Origin of the sequence: Pseudomonas sp. B21-056 (assembly GCF_026016325.1) — a bacterium.
In the GTDB taxonomy this organism is placed as follows: Bacteria; Pseudomonadota; Gammaproteobacteria; order Pseudomonadales; family Pseudomonadaceae; genus Aquipseudomonas.
Window position 1 is genome coordinate 2,325,587 of record NZ_CP087203.1, and the last position, 15,322, is coordinate 2,340,908.

The window sequence follows — 15,322 nt, forward strand, 5'->3', positions numbered from 1 at the left end:
TCCAAGGCGGGACGGATGCGTCGTCCCGCCTTTTTTTCACCCATTTTTACGAGCACTCATCATGAGACTGGCCGATCCTGAACTGCTGCGTGAACTTTGCTACATCGATGGTCAATGGGTAGCGGCTGACACTGCCGGGACCATTGATGTGACCAACCCCGCCACCGGCGAGGTGATCGGTTGTGTACCGCGAATGGGAAGCGGCGAAACTCGGCGTGCGATCAACGCCGCCCACGCCGCGCTTCCCGCCTGGCGTGCACTCACCGCGAAAGAGCGTGCAGCGCGCCTGCAAGCCTGGTTTCGCGAAATCATGAATCATCAGCAAGACCTCGCGCAGATCATGACCGCCGAGCAGGGCAAGCCACTGGCCGAGGCGCGAGGTGAAATTGCCTTCGCGGCTGCTTATGTGGAGTGGTATGCAGAGGAGGGCAAGCGCGTTTATGGCGATGTGATCCCGTCGCCCCATGTTGATCGGCGGCTTATCGTCACCAAAGAGCCCATAGGCGTCTGTGCCGCGATTACCCCGTGGAATTTCCCCGCGGCAATGATCACCCGCAAGGCCGCGCCAGCGTTGGCGGCCGGCTGTACGCTGGTGCTGAAACCGGCTTCACAGACGCCCTTCACGGCGCTGGCGCTCTGTGTGCTGGCTGAGCGGGCCGGCATTCCCCGTGGTGTGTTGAGTGTGGTCACCGGTGATTCCAGTGCGATCGGCAGCGAACTGACCTCCAGTCCGATCGTGCGCAAGCTGTCGTTCACCGGCTCCACGCCCATTGGCATCCAGCTTTTTGAACAGTGCGCCGCCACGGTCAAGAAAGTCACCCTGGAGCTGGGAGGCAATGCGCCTTTCATCGTCTTTGACGATGCTGACCTTGACGCGGCGGTCGAAGGTGCCGTCATCGCCAAATTCCGCAATGCCGGTCAGACCTGTGTGTGCGCCAACCGCTTCTTCATCCAGGATGGCATCTATGATCGCTTCGTCGAGAAATTTGCCGCTCGAATCAACGAGCTGGTGGTCGGCGATGGCGCGCAGGCGGGCACCGAGGTCGGTCCTATGATCGACGCCAGGGCGTTGGTCGGGGTCGATACATTGGTGACCGAAGCGCGAGAGGGCGGGGCGCGGGTGATGACCGGGGGTAAGCGTCACGCATTGGGTGGTGCCTTCTATGAGCCAACGTTGCTGGCCGACGTCACGACCGATATGCGTGTGGCCCGGGAGGAAATTTTCGGACCCGTGGCGCCACTGTTCCGTTTCAGCACGGAAAGCGAGGTGATCGCTCAGGCCAATGCGACGGAGTTTGGCCTGGCCTGTTACCTCTATGCCCGTGACCTGGGGCGGGTGTGGCGGGTGTCCGAAGCGCTGGAATACGGCATGGTCGGGGTGAACGTGGGCGTGCTGGCTACAGAAGTTGCGCCATTTGGCGGCATTAAATCTTCTGGCCTTGGCCGTGAAGGCTCGCGCTACGGTATCGAGGATTACGTCGAGATCAAATACCTGTGCCTGGGGCTGGGTTGACCAGGTGAAACGGCAGGGCGGAGATCACTCTCCGCTCTGCACCAGGCGCTGATAGCGCGAAAGGCTTTCTTCAAGGTGCTTGCGCAGTGCGGTGCGGGCACCGTTGATGTCGCCCATGGTAATCGCCGAAAGAATCGCGCCGTGTTCCCGGCCGATTTTCTTGATGTGTGCCTGGCGACTCTTGCCGGTGGATTGCCCGTGCTTGAGGTGCAGGTCAAAGATGATATCCGGCCCCAATGCTTCCAGAAGCTGAGTGAAATGAGGGTTGTTGGTGGCGCGGGCGATCGCCAGGTGAAACTCGAAATCGGCCTTGGCCTCTTCTTCAAGATCGGTGCCATCCAGCGCATTGAAACGATCGAATGCCTGGGTGATGTCCGCCATGCTGGTCGGGCTCCGGCGTTCGGCGGCTCGGGCAACGGATTCGGTTTCGATGCCCAGGCGAAGTTCCAGCACCTGGGCCGCTGCGCGGACATCATCGACGGCGGTGCTGAGTGCATAGCCGATGCGCTTGACGTCCTGCTCGACGACGAACACGCCCACACCCTGGCGCGCGATCAACCGCCCACCCAGGCGCAGTGAGGCGACCGCCTCGCGGATGACTGGCCGGCTGACGTTGAATTCTTTGCACAGCGCCTGTTCGGAAGGCAGCTTCTCGCCGGGACCGTAGGTGCCCACGTCGATGCGATTGGCCAGTTCACGGATGACCGTCTCTGCAAGATTGCCCCTGCGCGTACCTGTTGTCGCGTCCATTGTGTTGCTCCTGAATCTGATTGCTCATCACGGAAGATGAAGGGTTGACCGCCGGGTTGGCCCCGTCAAATAAGTGCAAAGTCTCGGTTTATTTCATCAGTAGGCCGATGATCCGGGCAGTTGACCGCGCCCCGTATGTTATCAAACAACTGACTTCACAGGGCGTGGTCATCCGGCATTTTCATGGATGCCAGCATATACCAATTGACAGTTGCCTGCTGACTGTTATCTTACAAGCTCGGTCGGCTACGATGGCCGTACCAGCAGTGAGATTGTCCCGAATAAAAATCCGGGTGCCGTGACAAGGCTCCGGGCATGGAAAAGAAGATTTGCACGTCAACGTGCTCAATTCGTTTTGTCCGATGATTTCTGGGAGGGGTATATGCGTAAACACAACCTGATCTTCACAGCACTCGCTGCGGCCATGGCTTCAGCGCTCAGTGTCGGGATCGCCACTGCTGCGGACACCGAGCAGGTCCGAATAGGCTTTGCCGGGCCATTGACCGGGCCATCCGGTCACCAGGGGCTGGACGTTGAACATGGCGTGAGCATCGCCATCGAAGAGGCCAATCAGCAAAAACTGAAAATAGGCGACAAGGTGGCCGAGTTCAAGCTGGTCTCCGAAGACGACGTGGCGGACCCACGCACCGGCACTGCGGTAGCCCAGCGCCTGGTGGATGCCAAGGTCGCCGTGGTCATCGGCCACTACAACTCGGGCACCAGTATTCCGGCCTCCAAGATCTATGGCGATGCCGGCATTCCTCAGATCACGCCCTCGGCAACCAACCCTGCGTTGACCAAGCAAGGCATCAAGTCGGTGTTCCGCGTGGTCAATGACGACGCCACGCTGGGTCGCTACGCCGGCAACTACCTGGTCAATAAACTCGGTGCCAAACGCATTGCGATCTTCGATGACCGCACTGCGTATGGCCAAGGCCTGGCGGATGAGGTGAACAAGGCGGTCAAGGCGGCGGGCGGCAATGTCGTGGTACGTGAGTACACCAACGACAAGGCCACCGATTTCAACGCCATCCTGACCACTGCCAAAGCGCAACAAGTGGACGCTGTGTTCTTTGCCGCCCTGGATTATCAGGCGGCGCCGATGGCCAAGCAGATGAAAAACCTGGGCATCAAGGCCAGGTTCATGAACATCGGCAATCTGCCTAACGATGAATTCAAGAAAATGGCGGGCAGCGCGGCTGAAGGTGCGTACGCCTGGAACTACGGCACGCCGTTGCAGGAGATGCCGAAAGGCGCTGCTTTCGAGCAGAAGCTCAAGGCCAGGTTCGGCACGGGCGTGGTGCAATCGTCGCCGGCCGCATACGACGCCACCTGGGCTGCGATCAACGCAATGGTCAAGGCGCAATCGGATGATCCGGCTGTTTACCTGCCCGTCCTGAAAAGCTCCAGCTACGAAGGTGTCACCGGCACCATTGCATTTGACGAGGCCGGCAATCTCAAGAACGCGGCAGCGACGATTTTCCAGTTTGAAGACGGCAAATGGAAAACCCTGGCGGTGGAGCGCGAGTAAGTTTGAGCAGCAACCCCAAGCGGGCCTCCATGGCCCGTGACCATAACAAGAAGACTTTTTCTGATCTGCCATGAATGTCACCGCGCCGGCGCTACAAGCCGGCGCGGTGAACACGACGCAGTTTCGAGGAATCACGAAGTGGACGCCAATCTCAATATCTTGTTGCAGCAGATCCTCAATGGTCTGGTGCTCGGCAGCATCTACGCCCTGGTAGCGCTGGGTTACACCATGGTCTACGGCATTATCGGCCTGATCAACTTCGCCCACGGCGAGATCGTGATGGTTGGGGCGATGGTGACGATTTCGGTGCTGACCATGCTTGCAGGGTTCGGATTTGCCCCCGGCGTGCTGACACTCCTGCTCGCAATCATGATTGCGGCAGTCGTGTGCATGTTGATGGCGCAAGGTATGGAAAAATTTGCCTACCGACCGCTGCGCAAAGCTCCTCGCCTGACGCCACTGATCCTGGCGATTGGTATCTCCATTTTTCTGCAGAACCTGGCGATGATGATCTGGGGACGTGGTTACAAGACCTTTCCCGAGGTGGTTGAAACCCAACCGATCGATGTGTTTGGCGCCACCATTACCAATATCCAGATGAGCATCATGATCATCTCGGTGGTCATCATGTTTGCGCTGTGGTTGCTGGTCGACAAGACCCGGCTCGGCAAGGCCATGCGGGCCACCGCGCAGAACCAGGAGGTCGCCGGGCTGATGGGCATCAACATCAACCGGGTGATCTCCGCCACCTTCGTAATCGGCGCATCGTTGGGGGCAGTGGCCGGTGTCATGCGCGCGGTCAACTATGGCCAGGCCGACGCCTACATGGGCCTGTTGCTGGGGCTCAAAGCCTTCTCCGCCGCGGTGCTTGGAGGCATCGGAAATCTTTTCGGCGCGATGGCGGGCGGGATTCTGCTGGGGCTGATCGAGTCCCTCGCCGCAGGTTATACCGGGCAATTGACCGGCGGATTCCTGGGCGCCAACTATCAGGACATTTTTGCCTTCATGGTGTTGATCATGGTCTTGCTTTTCCGGCCCAACGGCCTGATGGGTGAGCGCCAGGCCGACCGCGCATAGGAGGCTTTGCCATGAAGATAAAGAATATCCGCGCTCAATATGCACTGCTCGCGCTGGCCTTCGTCGCCTTGCCATTCGTGGTCGACGCCATACCGTTCCTGGGGCCGACCTGGGTACGCATTCTCGGTTTTGCCATGCTCTATGTACTGCTGGCACTGGGGTTGAATATCGTCATCGGCTATGCCGGGCTGCTGGACATGGGCTATATCGGCTTCTATGCCATTGGCGCCTACCTGTATGCGCTGCTCTCATCCCCGCACCTGAACATGACGGGGTTGACGGAGGGGGTCATGAATTGGCCCCTATGGATCATCATTCCGTTGGCCGCCGTCATTGCCGCGATATGCGGTGTACTGATCGGCGCACCGGTGCTCAAGTTGCGCGGTGACTATCTGGCGATCGTCACGCTGGGCTTCGGTGAAATCATCCGCATCTTCATGAACAACCTGGACCAACCGGTAAACATCACCAACGGTCCGCAGGGCATTTCCGGCATTGCCCCATTGCACGTCGATGCCGGCGCCTGGAGTCATGCCAGTGGGCAGGCCCCCGAGGCCATCATCTCCTTGCAGGCCAAATGGAGCCTGTTCGGGTTGCAGGTTTCGCCGGTCATCAGCTACTACCTGTTCTTTCTGGCGGTGGTCATCCTTTCGATCATCTTGTCCAAGCGCCTGGAGGTTTCCCGCATCGGGCGTGCCTGGATGGCGCTGCGCGAAGACGAGGTCGCCGCCGAGGCGATGGGCCTGAACAAACGCAATCTCAAACTCCTGGCATTTGCGATGGGGGCAACCTTCGGTGGGGTGTCAGGTGCGTTGTTTTCCGCGTACCAAGGGTTTGTCAGCCCGGAATCGTTCACCTTGATGGAGTCGATCATGGTCCTGGCGATGGTTGTGCTGGGGGGCATGGGCTCGATCCGCGGTGTGGTACTCGGTGCGCTGATCCTGTCGGTCATGCCCGAGGTCTTCCGCGACCTGGTGAACTGGGTGCAACCATTCGTCCTGGACAACGTGACCTTCATCAGCCGCGAAGTGCTGCGCAATGTCCTCGATGCCTCAACGTTGCGGATGCTGGTGTTCGGCCTCGCGTTGATCCTGGTCATGCGGTTCCGGCCCGAAGGGCTGTGGCCATCGAACCGTCGCCGCGCCGAGCTGCACGAAGATGAAAGCGAGCCAATGGTTCTGCCCCCCGCGCTGGACAGCACCGTAGAGCATCTGCAACCCGTGTCAGCCGAATTCGGACTGAAAGAGGTGAACAAGGTATGAGCGACGTACTGCTGGAACTGCGTAACGTCAGCAAGTTCTTCGGTGGGTTACAGGCGCTGCATGGCATCGACCTGAGTATCCGGCGCGGTGAAATCCGCGGCCTGCTCGGTCCGAACGGTGCGGGCAAGACGACGCTGTTCAACGTGTTGACGGGGCTGTATCACGCCGAGGAAGGCAAGGTCGATTTCAACGGCAAGCCGCTGCGGATCAGCAAGCCTCACAAGGTGGTCGAGGCCGGCATTTCCCGGACCTTTCAGAACATCCGCCTGTTCCACAACATGACGGCGCTGGAGAACGTCATGATCGGCCGTCACGTCCGCACGAAAAGTGGCGTGTTCGGCGCTATCTTGCGCACCCGTCGTTGTGTCCAGGAAGAGCGCGAGATTCATGAGGCGGCGCGCTACTGGCTCGATTACGTCGGTATCGGCCGTTTCGCGGGCGAATTGGCAAAAAACCTTTCATACGGCGACCAGCGTCGACTGGAAATCGCGCGGGCACTGGCAACGGAGCCGCTGCTGGTCGCCCTGGATGAACCGGCGGCCGGCATGAACGCCTCGGAAACCGAAGGCTTGCGTCAGTTGATGTGCAAGATGCAGGGCGACGGCAAGACCGTGTTGCTGATCGAGCATGACGTGAAACTGGTCATGGGACTTTGCAATCACGTGACGGTGCTGGAGTTCGGCAAAAAGATCGCTGACGGCCTGCCTGCGCAGGTTCAGAAGGACCCTCGGGTGATCGAGGCATATTTGGGTACTGAGACGGTAGCTTGAACATGAAAAAGATCCTCCAGGTAAACGATCTCAAGGTTTCCTATGGCGCCATCCAGGCCATCAAGGGGCTGGACTTTCATGTGGGCGAAGGTGAAATGGTCGCCTTGATCGGGGCCAACGGCGCTGGCAAGACCACCACACTCAAGACCCTGGCCGGCATGCTGACACCGACCGCAGGGCGGATTACCTTCGACGGGAAAGAGCATGCCAGGATCAAGAGTCACGACTTGATACGGGAAGGCTTGGCGCTGGTGCCGGAAGGGCGTGGCATCTTCCCCAAACTGACGGTTCACGAAAACCTGGAAATGGGCGCCTTTTCCCGTACCGATGGCAAGACGGCTATCGAGACCGACATAGAACGCATGTTCAACATTTTCCCCCGGCTCAAGGAAAGGGCTTTCCAGCTCGCCGGCACCATGTCCGGTGGCGAGCAGCAGATGCTGGCGATCTCCCGCGCCCTGATGGGTAAGCCCAAATTACTCCTGCTCGACGAACCCTCCATGGGGCTCGCTCCGATTATCGTGCAGAAGATATTCGAGACTATCCGTGAGGTGGTGAAGGGCGGCGTCACGCTGCTGCTGGTAGAGCAAAACGCGAAGCTCGCCTTGCAGACATGCCAGAGAGCCTATGTGATTGACGGTGGCCGGATTGCCCTGGAAGGGCAAGCGCAAGAGTTGCTTCACAATGAGCAGGTGCAGAAAGCCTATCTGGGCGAATAGATTCCTGGGTGTCCTCCATCTCCGCCGGAGCACATAGACAAGGCTTTTGCGCGCTCGGCAGGATTGACGCATTCGGTGGTGGATCCATCACAGCTCACGCTGGCGCCGACTCCCCACGCATATACGCGTGCGGGCTGCTGCCCAGTTCCTGGCGAAACGCATAGATGAACGCGGAGGTGGAACCGTAGCCCAGCTCCAGGGCCGTGCGGGTCACGTCCAGGCCATCACCGAGCAGTTCGATGGCTCTGAACAGGCGCAGTCGTCTTCGCCAGGTACGCAGGCTCATCCCTGTTTCGCTGACAAAATGGCGCGCCAGCGTGCGCTCGGACATTCCCAGTTTCCGAGCCCAGCTGTCCATTTCCGTCGGATCCGCCGGGTCGGCATACAGGGCTTCGCACAGCGTCACCAACGCCTGATTACGGGGCCAGGGCAGGGCGGTGGAGATAGGGGTGGTGCGACGCAGTTGGTCGAGGATCAGTTGCGTGATGCGACCGGTGTAGCCGTCGTTGTCTTCTTCATCTTCTATCCGGGCCGCTTCGATGATCAGCGCCTTGAGCAAGGGCGACACGTCGAACAATGTGGGGTGATCGCCAGGCAGGCCGGACGGGATGTGATCGCTGATCCACAGGCTGCGAAACTCCGCACCGAACATTGAGCCGACCTTGTGACTGAGTCCGGTCGGCAGCCAGGCGGCCTGTTCCGGCGAGATCACGAAGGAGCCGGAGTGCGTATTGACCGTCAGCACGCCGGAAATCGCATAGACCATCTGGTGCCAGTCATGGGCATGCTCGGGAAAACTGTGTCGCGCAGGGATGGACTGGGCGCGTACCTTCAAGGGCGCGGGGGGGGTGAGGCCGTGGGGGGCTTCGATGGTGTCCCACTTCATGATTGATCTCGGACAGAAGGTCAGGTGTTGGAGTACACGAAAATCGAATGTCTCGCCAGCCCCTGTACCCCCTGATCAGCTGCATCGACTGCGCCGGCGACATAGCCGGGAAACTGTGGCGACCATTCACTGGCGATACCGGTAAGGCATCCACGCCACGGCCCGGAGACTGCCATGGCAGAGGGCGCTGCTGCATGTTGACTCGCACCCGTGAGATCAGCCTCGGTGGCGGTAAATGGCTCTGCTGCCCAGTCTTTCACGAACTCGGCTTTCGGAGCACCGGCCTGTGGACCAAACATCCGGACCAACTGGGCGCGGCAAAGTGATCGTAACTCGTGTTCAGGCACTGTCTTGCGAACGGTCGCCGGAACACCAATGAAGCCGAACAGCGCGGCGCTGCCCTGTGGAATCGAAGCGTCATGGATCTCCACCAGGGGGCCAACTCCGCTTCGTCCTTCGCCGGAGAGTCCTTGCTCGCGCCAGAAAGGTGTATCGAAGATTGCGAAGTACTTGGCGTGGGGGGCCATCCATGTGCCGGTCTCTGCCCAGCTTCGGGCGAGCTCCACCGGCAAGGCTGGCGAAAAATCGATCGTGGCCTGTGCCAGGCGTGGAGGCATCGCGAGGAGAACCTGTTCGACGTCCCAGATGGTGACCTGGCCTGATGAGTCGGTGCTATCCAATTCAATGCCATGTTCTGTGCGGCGCATGTTGCGCACCGTTTGCCCAGTGAGGATTCGCGTTGAGTCCAGGTGCTCACGCAAGGTGTCGGTAAGGGCGCCCATGCCACCCTCCAGACGCATCGAAGGCGGTGAATTCACGTAGCCGCGCGTGCGAGCAGCAGGTATGTCGCGTGAACGCTCCACCATCATGTCGCCTGTCTCATACTGCTCGTAACGACGCAGCTTCAGTTCCTGGATGACACGATCCAGCTGCCGTTGATAGCCAGGCCAGAACCACGAGGGACCCAGGTCGAAGCGGTCCTGTCTGGAGTTCATGACGCCGGAAGGAGGGATGGATACGATGCGTCCCCCCGGCACGTCCCGGGCTTCGAGCACTACATAGTCCGTGACACCTTTTTTCTGCAGTGCATAGGCGGCATACAGGCCACTCAAGCCCGCCCCGACAATCGCCACTCGAGCTTTTCGCATGCTTAAATCCCCACCGGCATGTTGAGCAGATGTCCGGTCTTGAGATACACGGTGGCACCTTGGCTGCCGGCGGTAATGTCCGGATAGGCGCCCGGTGGCAAGCGTATCCAGCTGCCGCGCTCGAATGCTTGCCCCACCGTTTCAATGTGGCCGGAAAGCACCAACAACTCGGCGCTGTCGATGCTCTGGGTAAAGAGAGGATCTCCTGGTTGTAGACGTAGCAGGCAGACCTGTTCGTCTTCTCCCGAGAACAGCGGGCAGATTTCCCGACTGTCCTGCTGCTGCCAGGCCCGGGGATCGTTTGTATCGATCCGCACCGGATCCTTCTCATCAGGTTTCATCTGCCAAAGCTTGACGAAGATGAGCGCACCTTCATGGCTGGAGGGCTGATGGGACGATCCTGGAGGATTTCGCAGGTACCAGCCGGCGGGGTAGTGTTGGTCTTCTTCCGAAAGTGTTCCAGACAACACCAGGATTTCTTCGCCGCCAGGATGCGGGTGCGAGGGGAAAGAAGTTTCCGGGGCATAGCGCACAATGCTGGTCGCTCGGGCCGTCTCGCCCCCCAGCCGATCCAGCATGACGCGCTCGATGCCGCCTTGCGGCGAAGCCACCCATTGGTAACTGTGGGACGCGACGATGGCGCTGCGGGAGAAGTCTGCGTTGACGAGCATGAGCTTGATTCCAGAAATCAGCAAAAGGGCAGGGGCATGGCACATCCGCCGCTTTTTTGAAGGTCGAGTGTTCGGGGGCACGCGTGCGCCTTGAGATCGCGTGTTGTGTAAGTCAGGTGCGCGACATGGCTTCTCCCTTGGAACCCGATTATTCGTGGCTTCCCTTCGCCGCGACAAACCACATAAAGTGTCTTTCCGAGAAAGAAAAAGTTTATCGACATGAAGCTGCCAGTCCACCTCAATGCTTTGCGTGCCTTCGAGGCCAGCGCCCGTCATCAGAGCTTTTCCGCCGCGGCGGCCGAGCTCAATGTCACACCTGCCGCTGTCGGTCAGCTCGTGCGCTCCCTGGAGGAGTGGCTGGGCACACCGCTCTTTCATCGGGCGTCCAGCGGTCGGGTCAGGCTTGTTGCGACAGAGGCAGCCGAACATGCACTGCCTGATATTCGGGCCGGTTTTGACAGGCTCACGCTAGGCCTGGAAAGGCTCAAGGAAGACTCGAGTGGCAGCGTCCTCACGGTCACGGTCAGCCCCGCATTCGCCGCCAAATGGCTGTTGCCGCGCATCGAGAGTTTTCATGCCGCCTGGCCCGACATGGATGTGCGCCTGGACACGAATCTGCGGGCTGTGGATTTCGTCGCCCAAAGGATCGACATCGGCGTGCGTTACGGGCCGGGGAGCTGGCCAGGACTGGTTGCGGAAAAGTTGATGGATGAGGAAGTCTATCCCGTCTGTTCGCCCAGGCTGCTGGTCGATTCTACGCGTCTGCAGACGCCGGACGATCTTGCCCGGGAAACACTCATTCATGACTTGTCCATGGATAGCCATATGGATTTCCCGACGTGGGCGGCGTGGGTCGGAAAGTTGGGCCTTACCCGTGTAGCGACCTCCCGCGGCATGAAGATCAATAACTCGGCGGCAGTCTTGCAAGGGGCAATCGATGGACAGGGGGTGGCGCTGGCTCGCAGTGTCATGGCCCGCGATGACCTGGCAGCGGGGCGACTGGTCAGGTTGTTCCCGCAGATAAAGTTCGAGTCGCCCCTGGCCTATTACGTGGTCTACCGTCCAGGGTGTTCGAGCCTGCCGAGGCTGAAGGCCTTTCGCGATTGGTTGTTCGAGATTGCGGCCAAGTAGAAGTCGAGCCATACCTCGGCTCCAGCATCCGCGTCACGTCGGGTCCGCCGTCGGCACCGGAGACATTTTCATGGGGTTCTGGAATCTCGTTCATGTTGGATGCATGGCTGTCTTCTGTTCTACATCACGTGGCAGTTAGTCGAAAGTCTGCCAGCAGCGTTTGAAGTCTAATGTTCCTCATTCGTTTGAACCGGAACACTCAGGAGCCTTGCGTCCGATGACCTGCCTCGACCGTTACAGTCTGCCCCTTTCGACCACGTCCAACGTTGCCGCCGAGCGTTATCGCACGGGTGTGGACTTGTTGCTTTCCCTGTGGCCTGGCGCAGCTGAAACCCTCGAAGAAGCCATTTCAGCCGATCCGGATTTCGCCCTGGCCCATGCTGCCCGTGCCCGCTTGCACGCGGTGCGTGCCGAAGTCAGCGAGGCCAAGGCCAGGATCGCCAAGGCGATGGAACTGGCGCAGGCCAACGGCACCGAGCGTGAGCGAAGCCATGTGCAGGTGCTCTGGTTCGCCATCAATGGCCAACCGGCCAAGGCCCTGGCCGGCGCCTTGCAACATACGGATCGTTGGCCCCTGGATATCGTGATCCTGTCGCTGCCGCTGGGTGCGTTCGGGCTGTTCGCGTTCTCCGGCATGGCTGACCATGACCAGGCCCGGGTGGAGCTGTGCGAGCGTCACGCCCGTCATTTCCCGGAAAACGACTGGTGGTTTCTCACCTATCGCGGCTGGGCCCATGGCGAGAACGGTGATGTCGCCCTCGGCCGTGAACTGACCCAACGGGCGCTGGAACTGCGCCGCAACAACGTCAACGCCGTGCACGCGGTAGCACACGTGCTCCATGAGTCCGGGGCCAACGACGAAGCGGCCGGGGTCATCCGCGACTGGCTGCCCGGCTACGACCGCAGCGGCATCCTGCACGGTCATATCGCCTGGCACGGCGCACTGGTGACGCTGGAGCGCGGCGATACCGAAACTGCACTCGGTATCTATACCGAGCAAGTGGCGCCTTCGGTGTCCACCGGCGTACCGATCAACGTGGTCAGCGACAGCGCTTCGTTCCTGTGGCGCTTGCAGGCCTACGGGCACGAGGTGCCGGCCGGCCTGTGGGACGAGGCGGCCGGCTATGCGTCCGGTTACTTCCAGCAGCCGGGCTTCCCCTTTGCCGATTTCCACATGGCTATTCTCGCGGCCGTCACCGGCGATGAGCACGCCCTCGAGCAGCGGGCCAACGCGCTGAGTGAATTGGTGCGCGATGGCAACCTGCGCGCGGGGGCCGTGGTCCCGGCCCTTTGTCATGCGGTGCAGGCGTTCGCCCAGGGGCGCTATGCTGATTGTGCGAAGATCCTCGAGCCGGTGGCCCATGATGCCGTGCGCTTGGGGGGCAGCGGCGCCCAGCGCGAAATCGTCCAGGACACGTTGCTGGTGGCGTTGATGCGGGCCGGCGAAGTGAAGAAGGCCAGGGCTTTGCTGGATCAGCGCCTGCATCGCCGGCCATCGCCACGGGACAGTCTCTGGCTGGCCGGGCTTGCCGCGGGCTGATGCCTGCCAGTGCTGTCCCTGTGGGAGCGAGCCTGCTCGCGATGGCGATGTATCCGTCGACGAAAGTGTTGCCTGGTATTCCGCTATCGCGAGCAGGCTCGCTCCCACAGGGGATGTAGTGTGAACCTTCTATTCATCCATCCTGCGGCGTGCGCCCTGGTGACCTGAAAATGACTCTTTCCGTAGCTGCCACGCCGTCAGGTTTGCGTGGCCTGCTCATCCGTTCGCTGGGGCCGGTGGCGACGATTGCCGTGGCCCAACTGTTCGGTACTTCACTGTGGTTCAGCGCCAACAGTACCGCCGAAGAGCTGATGCACGCCTGGAATGCCACGTCCACCGACATCGGCTGGCTGACCAACGCCGTGCAACTGGGCTTTATCCTCGGTACGTTGAGCCTGTCCCTCAGTGGTGCTGCCGACCGTTTTCGCGCGAGCACGCTGTTCGTGTGCAGCGCCATCGCCGGTGCGCTGTTCAACCTGGGTTTTGCCTGGCTGGCGGAGGGGCTGCTGAGCGGTGGCATGCTGCGCTTCTGCGTGGGCATCACGTTGGCCGGTATCTACCCCATGGGCATGAAGCTGATCGTCGGCTGGGCGCCGGAGCGCACCGGCCTGGCCCTGGCTCAACTGGTGGCGATGCTGACCCTGGGCACCGCGCTGCCCCATGCCTTGCGCATGGTGGGGGCGGATTGGCCGTGGCAGGCAATCATCACCGCATCCTCCGTGCTGGCGCTTGCCGGCGCGGTCCTGATCGGCGCGTTGGGCGAAGGCCCCCATGCCCGCGCCGGCTCCGCCCCTGGAGCCGTGAGGACCCGGCGGGCAGGGGCGATCCTCGGTGCGTTCAGGATCAGTCGCTTTCGGGCGGCGACCCTGGGCTACTTCGGTCACATGTGGGAGCTGTATGCGTTCTGGACGCTGGTGCCGTTGATCGTCAGCCGTACCGCGTTGGCGTCTTCCTTCCCTGCCTTGGGGGTGGCGGGCCTGTCGTTCTGCATCATGGCGCTGGGGGCGGTGGGGTCGATCCTGGGGGGCATGTTGTCCCAGCGAACCGGCAGTGCCAAGGTGGCGCTGGGAGCGTTGAGCCTGTCGGGGGCCTGTGGACTGCTGTTTGTCCTGAGTGCCCACCAATTGCCGATGTGGGCACTGTTGGCGCTGCTGGGTGTCTGGGGCGCGTCGGTGGTGGCCGACTCGCCGCAGTTCTCCGCACTCGCGGCGCAGGCCTGTCCCCGGGATGCGGTCGGCAGTGCCCTGGCCATCCAGAACAGCATCGGCTTTGCCATCACCGTTGTTTCGATTGCCGCAACCACCTGGCTGTTCGAGCGTATTGGTATCGATGCGCTGTGGTTGCTGGTGCCGGGACCGGTGCTGGGTGTCAGCGGATTCATCCTTTCCTCCCGCCAGGCCGACGCTTGATGCTTCAGCCTGGCAGGCGGGGTGTCGTCACACCATCGCCAGTCGCTGCTTGCCCTGGGGTTGTGGAAAGATCAGGTCGAGGGCTGCCAGGTCCTGGGGCGCCAATTGCAGATTTGCCGCTTCGGCGTTCAAGCGCACATGTTCCGGTTGCACGGCCTTGGGTATGGCGATGACCTTGTCCTGGCGCACCAGCCAGGCCAGTGCGATCTGCGCCGGCGTCGCACCGTGGCGCTCGGCGATCTGTCGCAGGGTGTGGTCCTTGAGCAGATGCCCGCCCTGGCCGACCGGGCAGTAGGCCATGATCGGCATCGACTGCTGCCGGCTCCAGGGCAGCAGATCGAATTCGATCCCCCGTTCCTGGAGGTTGTACAGCACCTGATTGGTGGCGCAGGCCGGCGAAGCCAGTTCTTCAAGGTCGTCCACATCAAAGTTTGATACGCCCCAGCGGCCGATCTTGCCTTCTTCGCGCAGGCGTTCGAATGCTTCGACGGTTTCTTCCAGCGGGTATTGGCCGCGCCAGTGCAGCAGGTACAAGTCGATGTAGTCGGTGTCGAGTCGCCGCAGGCTGCGTTCGCAGGCCAGCGCAATGCCTTTGCGGCTGGCGTTGTGGGGATAGACCTTGCTGACCAGGAACACCTGGTCCCGCTGGCCGGTGATTGCCTCGCCCACGATGGTTTCAGCTCCGCCCTCGGCGTACATTTCCGCCGTGTCGATCAGGGTCATGCCCAGTTCGATGCCCAGGCGCAGGGCCGCTACTTCTTTCTTGCGGGCGGACGGTTCCTCCCCCATGTGCCAGGTGCCCTGGCCGATCACGGGTACGGACACGCCGGCCAACTCCAGAGTCTTCATGCCTGTCTCCTATGTGCTTGAACGTCAGAGGTGTGGCAGCAGGATAGACCAAGTGTTCAAGGTTGA

Annotated in this window: 14 protein-coding genes; 9 read left to right on the plus strand and 5 right to left on the minus strand. The window is 61.0% G+C overall.

Going from position 1 to position 15,322, the window contains the following annotated elements; genetic code table 11:
- Positions 1–61 precede the first annotated feature (61 nt).
- A complete protein-coding gene (locus LOY67_RS10400; protein ID WP_265067076.1) occupies positions 62–1,513 on the plus strand; it encodes an NAD-dependent succinate-semialdehyde dehydrogenase in 1,452 nt (483 codons plus the stop codon).
- Positions 1,514–1,537: 24 nt separating this feature from the next.
- Here the strand turns inward: LOY67_RS10400 and LOY67_RS10405 are convergent, their stop codons facing one another.
- Positions 1,538–2,263, minus strand: coding sequence for a FadR/GntR family transcriptional regulator (locus LOY67_RS10405; protein ID WP_265067077.1), 726 nt, complete (start codon positions 2,261–2,263; stop codon positions 1,538–1,540).
- A gap of 382 nt (positions 2,264–2,645) precedes the next feature.
- On the opposite strand from LOY67_RS10405, the gene LOY67_RS10410 reads away from it, so the two are divergent.
- The 5 genes from LOY67_RS10410 (at position 2,646) to LOY67_RS10430 (ending at position 7,622) form a co-directional block, all read left to right on the plus strand.
- The gene (locus LOY67_RS10410; RefSeq protein WP_265067078.1) at positions 2,646–3,794 is read left to right on the plus strand and encodes a branched-chain amino acid ABC transporter substrate-binding protein; all 1,149 of its coding nucleotides are present in this window, start codon (positions 2,646–2,648) and stop codon (positions 3,792–3,794) included.
- 138 nt (positions 3,795–3,932) lie between these two features.
- Positions 3,933–4,871 carry a branched-chain amino acid ABC transporter permease gene (locus tag LOY67_RS10415; RefSeq protein ID WP_265067079.1) on the plus strand — a complete coding sequence of 313 codons (939 nt, stop codon included), beginning with the start codon at positions 3,933–3,935 and terminating at the stop codon, positions 4,869–4,871.
- 11 nt (positions 4,872–4,882) lie between these two features.
- On the plus strand, positions 4,883–6,133 hold the full coding sequence (locus LOY67_RS10420) for an ABC transporter permease subunit (RefSeq protein WP_413776176.1): 1,251 nt from the start codon (positions 4,883–4,885) through the stop codon (positions 6,131–6,133).
- A complete protein-coding gene (locus tag LOY67_RS10425; protein WP_265067080.1) occupies positions 6,130–6,903 on the plus strand; it encodes an ABC transporter ATP-binding protein in 774 nt (257 codons plus the stop codon). The genes LOY67_RS10420 and LOY67_RS10425 overlap by 4 nt, the downstream gene beginning before the upstream one ends.
- 2 nt (positions 6,904–6,905) lie before the next feature.
- Positions 6,906–7,622: an ABC transporter ATP-binding protein gene (locus tag LOY67_RS10430; RefSeq protein WP_265067081.1), complete on the plus strand. Its 717-nt coding sequence runs from the start codon at positions 6,906–6,908 to the stop codon at positions 7,620–7,622.
- Positions 7,623–7,716: 94 nt separating this feature from the next.
- Here the strand turns inward: LOY67_RS10430 and LOY67_RS10435 are convergent, their stop codons facing one another.
- The 3 genes from LOY67_RS10435 to LOY67_RS10450 are packed head-to-tail and all read right to left on the minus strand — an operon-like array spanning position 7,717 to position 10,327.
- Positions 7,717–8,508, minus strand: coding sequence for an AraC family transcriptional regulator (locus tag LOY67_RS10435; protein WP_265067082.1), 792 nt, complete (start codon positions 8,506–8,508; stop codon positions 7,717–7,719).
- 20 nt (positions 8,509–8,528) lie between these two features.
- Positions 8,529–9,656, minus strand: a complete 1,128-nt coding sequence (locus LOY67_RS10440; protein ID WP_320110014.1) for a flavin monoamine oxidase family protein — start codon at positions 9,654–9,656, stop codon at positions 8,529–8,531.
- A 2-nt stretch (positions 9,657–9,658) separates the two neighbouring features.
- A complete protein-coding gene (locus tag LOY67_RS10450; protein WP_265067083.1) occupies positions 9,659–10,327 on the minus strand; it encodes a cupin domain-containing protein in 669 nt (222 codons plus the stop codon).
- A 219-nt stretch (positions 10,328–10,546) separates the two neighbouring features.
- Here LOY67_RS10450 and gcvA point away from each other — a divergent pair, with 219 nt between their 5' ends.
- The 3 genes from gcvA to LOY67_RS10465 all read left to right on the plus strand — a co-directional run bounded on the left by gcvA (position 10,547) and on the right by LOY67_RS10465 (position 14,407).
- Complete coding sequence (gene gcvA / locus LOY67_RS10455; protein ID WP_265067084.1) at positions 10,547–11,458, plus strand: transcriptional regulator GcvA; 912 nt, start codon at positions 10,547–10,549, stop codon at positions 11,456–11,458.
- 217 nt (positions 11,459–11,675) lie between these two features.
- The gene (locus LOY67_RS10460) at positions 11,676–12,998 is read left to right on the plus strand and encodes a tetratricopeptide repeat protein (protein WP_265067085.1); all 1,323 of its coding nucleotides are present in this window, start codon (positions 11,676–11,678) and stop codon (positions 12,996–12,998) included.
- Between the two features lie 170 nt (positions 12,999–13,168).
- Entirely contained in the window at positions 13,169–14,407 is a 1,239-nt protein-coding gene (locus LOY67_RS10465) for an MFS transporter (RefSeq protein WP_265067086.1), read from the plus strand.
- Between the two features lie 27 nt (positions 14,408–14,434).
- Here the strand turns inward: LOY67_RS10465 and LOY67_RS10470 are convergent, their stop codons facing one another.
- Complete coding sequence (locus LOY67_RS10470; protein ID WP_265067087.1) at positions 14,435–15,256, minus strand: aldo/keto reductase; 822 nt, start codon at positions 15,254–15,256, stop codon at positions 14,435–14,437.
- Positions 15,257–15,322 lie beyond the last annotated feature (66 nt).

Bases quoted from the DNA above. Each gene is read 5' to 3' on its own strand.
- LOY67_RS10400 (WP_265067076.1), top strand. From the start codon at position 62: ATGAGACTGGCCGATCCTGAACTGCTGCGTGAACTTTGCTACATCGAT.
- LOY67_RS10405 (WP_265067077.1), bottom strand. From the start codon at position 2,263: ATGGACGCGACAACAGGTACGCGCAGGGGCAATCTTGCAGAGACGGTC.
- LOY67_RS10410 (WP_265067078.1), top strand. From the start codon at position 2,646: ATGCGTAAACACAACCTGATCTTCACAGCACTCGCTGCGGCCATGGCT.
- LOY67_RS10420 (WP_413776176.1), top strand. From the start codon at position 4,883: ATGAAGATAAAGAATATCCGCGCTCAATATGCACTGCTCGCGCTGGCC.
- LOY67_RS10425 (WP_265067080.1), top strand. From the start codon at position 6,130: ATGAGCGACGTACTGCTGGAACTGCGTAACGTCAGCAAGTTCTTCGGT.
- LOY67_RS10430 (WP_265067081.1), top strand. From the start codon at position 6,906: ATGAAAAAGATCCTCCAGGTAAACGATCTCAAGGTTTCCTATGGCGCC.
- LOY67_RS10435 (WP_265067082.1), bottom strand. From the start codon at position 8,508: ATGAAGTGGGACACCATCGAAGCCCCCCACGGCCTCACCCCCCCCGCG.
- LOY67_RS10440 (WP_320110014.1), bottom strand. From the start codon at position 9,656: ATGCGAAAAGCTCGAGTGGCGATTGTCGGGGCGGGCTTGAGTGGCCTG.
- LOY67_RS10450 (WP_265067083.1), bottom strand. From the start codon at position 10,327: ATGCTCGTCAACGCAGACTTCTCCCGCAGCGCCATCGTCGCGTCCCAC.
- gcvA (WP_265067084.1), top strand. From the start codon at position 10,547: ATGAAGCTGCCAGTCCACCTCAATGCTTTGCGTGCCTTCGAGGCCAGC.
- LOY67_RS10460 (WP_265067085.1), top strand. From the start codon at position 11,676: ATGACCTGCCTCGACCGTTACAGTCTGCCCCTTTCGACCACGTCCAAC.
- LOY67_RS10465 (WP_265067086.1), top strand. From the start codon at position 13,169: ATGACTCTTTCCGTAGCTGCCACGCCGTCAGGTTTGCGTGGCCTGCTC.
- LOY67_RS10470 (WP_265067087.1), bottom strand. From the start codon at position 15,256: ATGAAGACTCTGGAGTTGGCCGGCGTGTCCGTACCCGTGATCGGCCAG.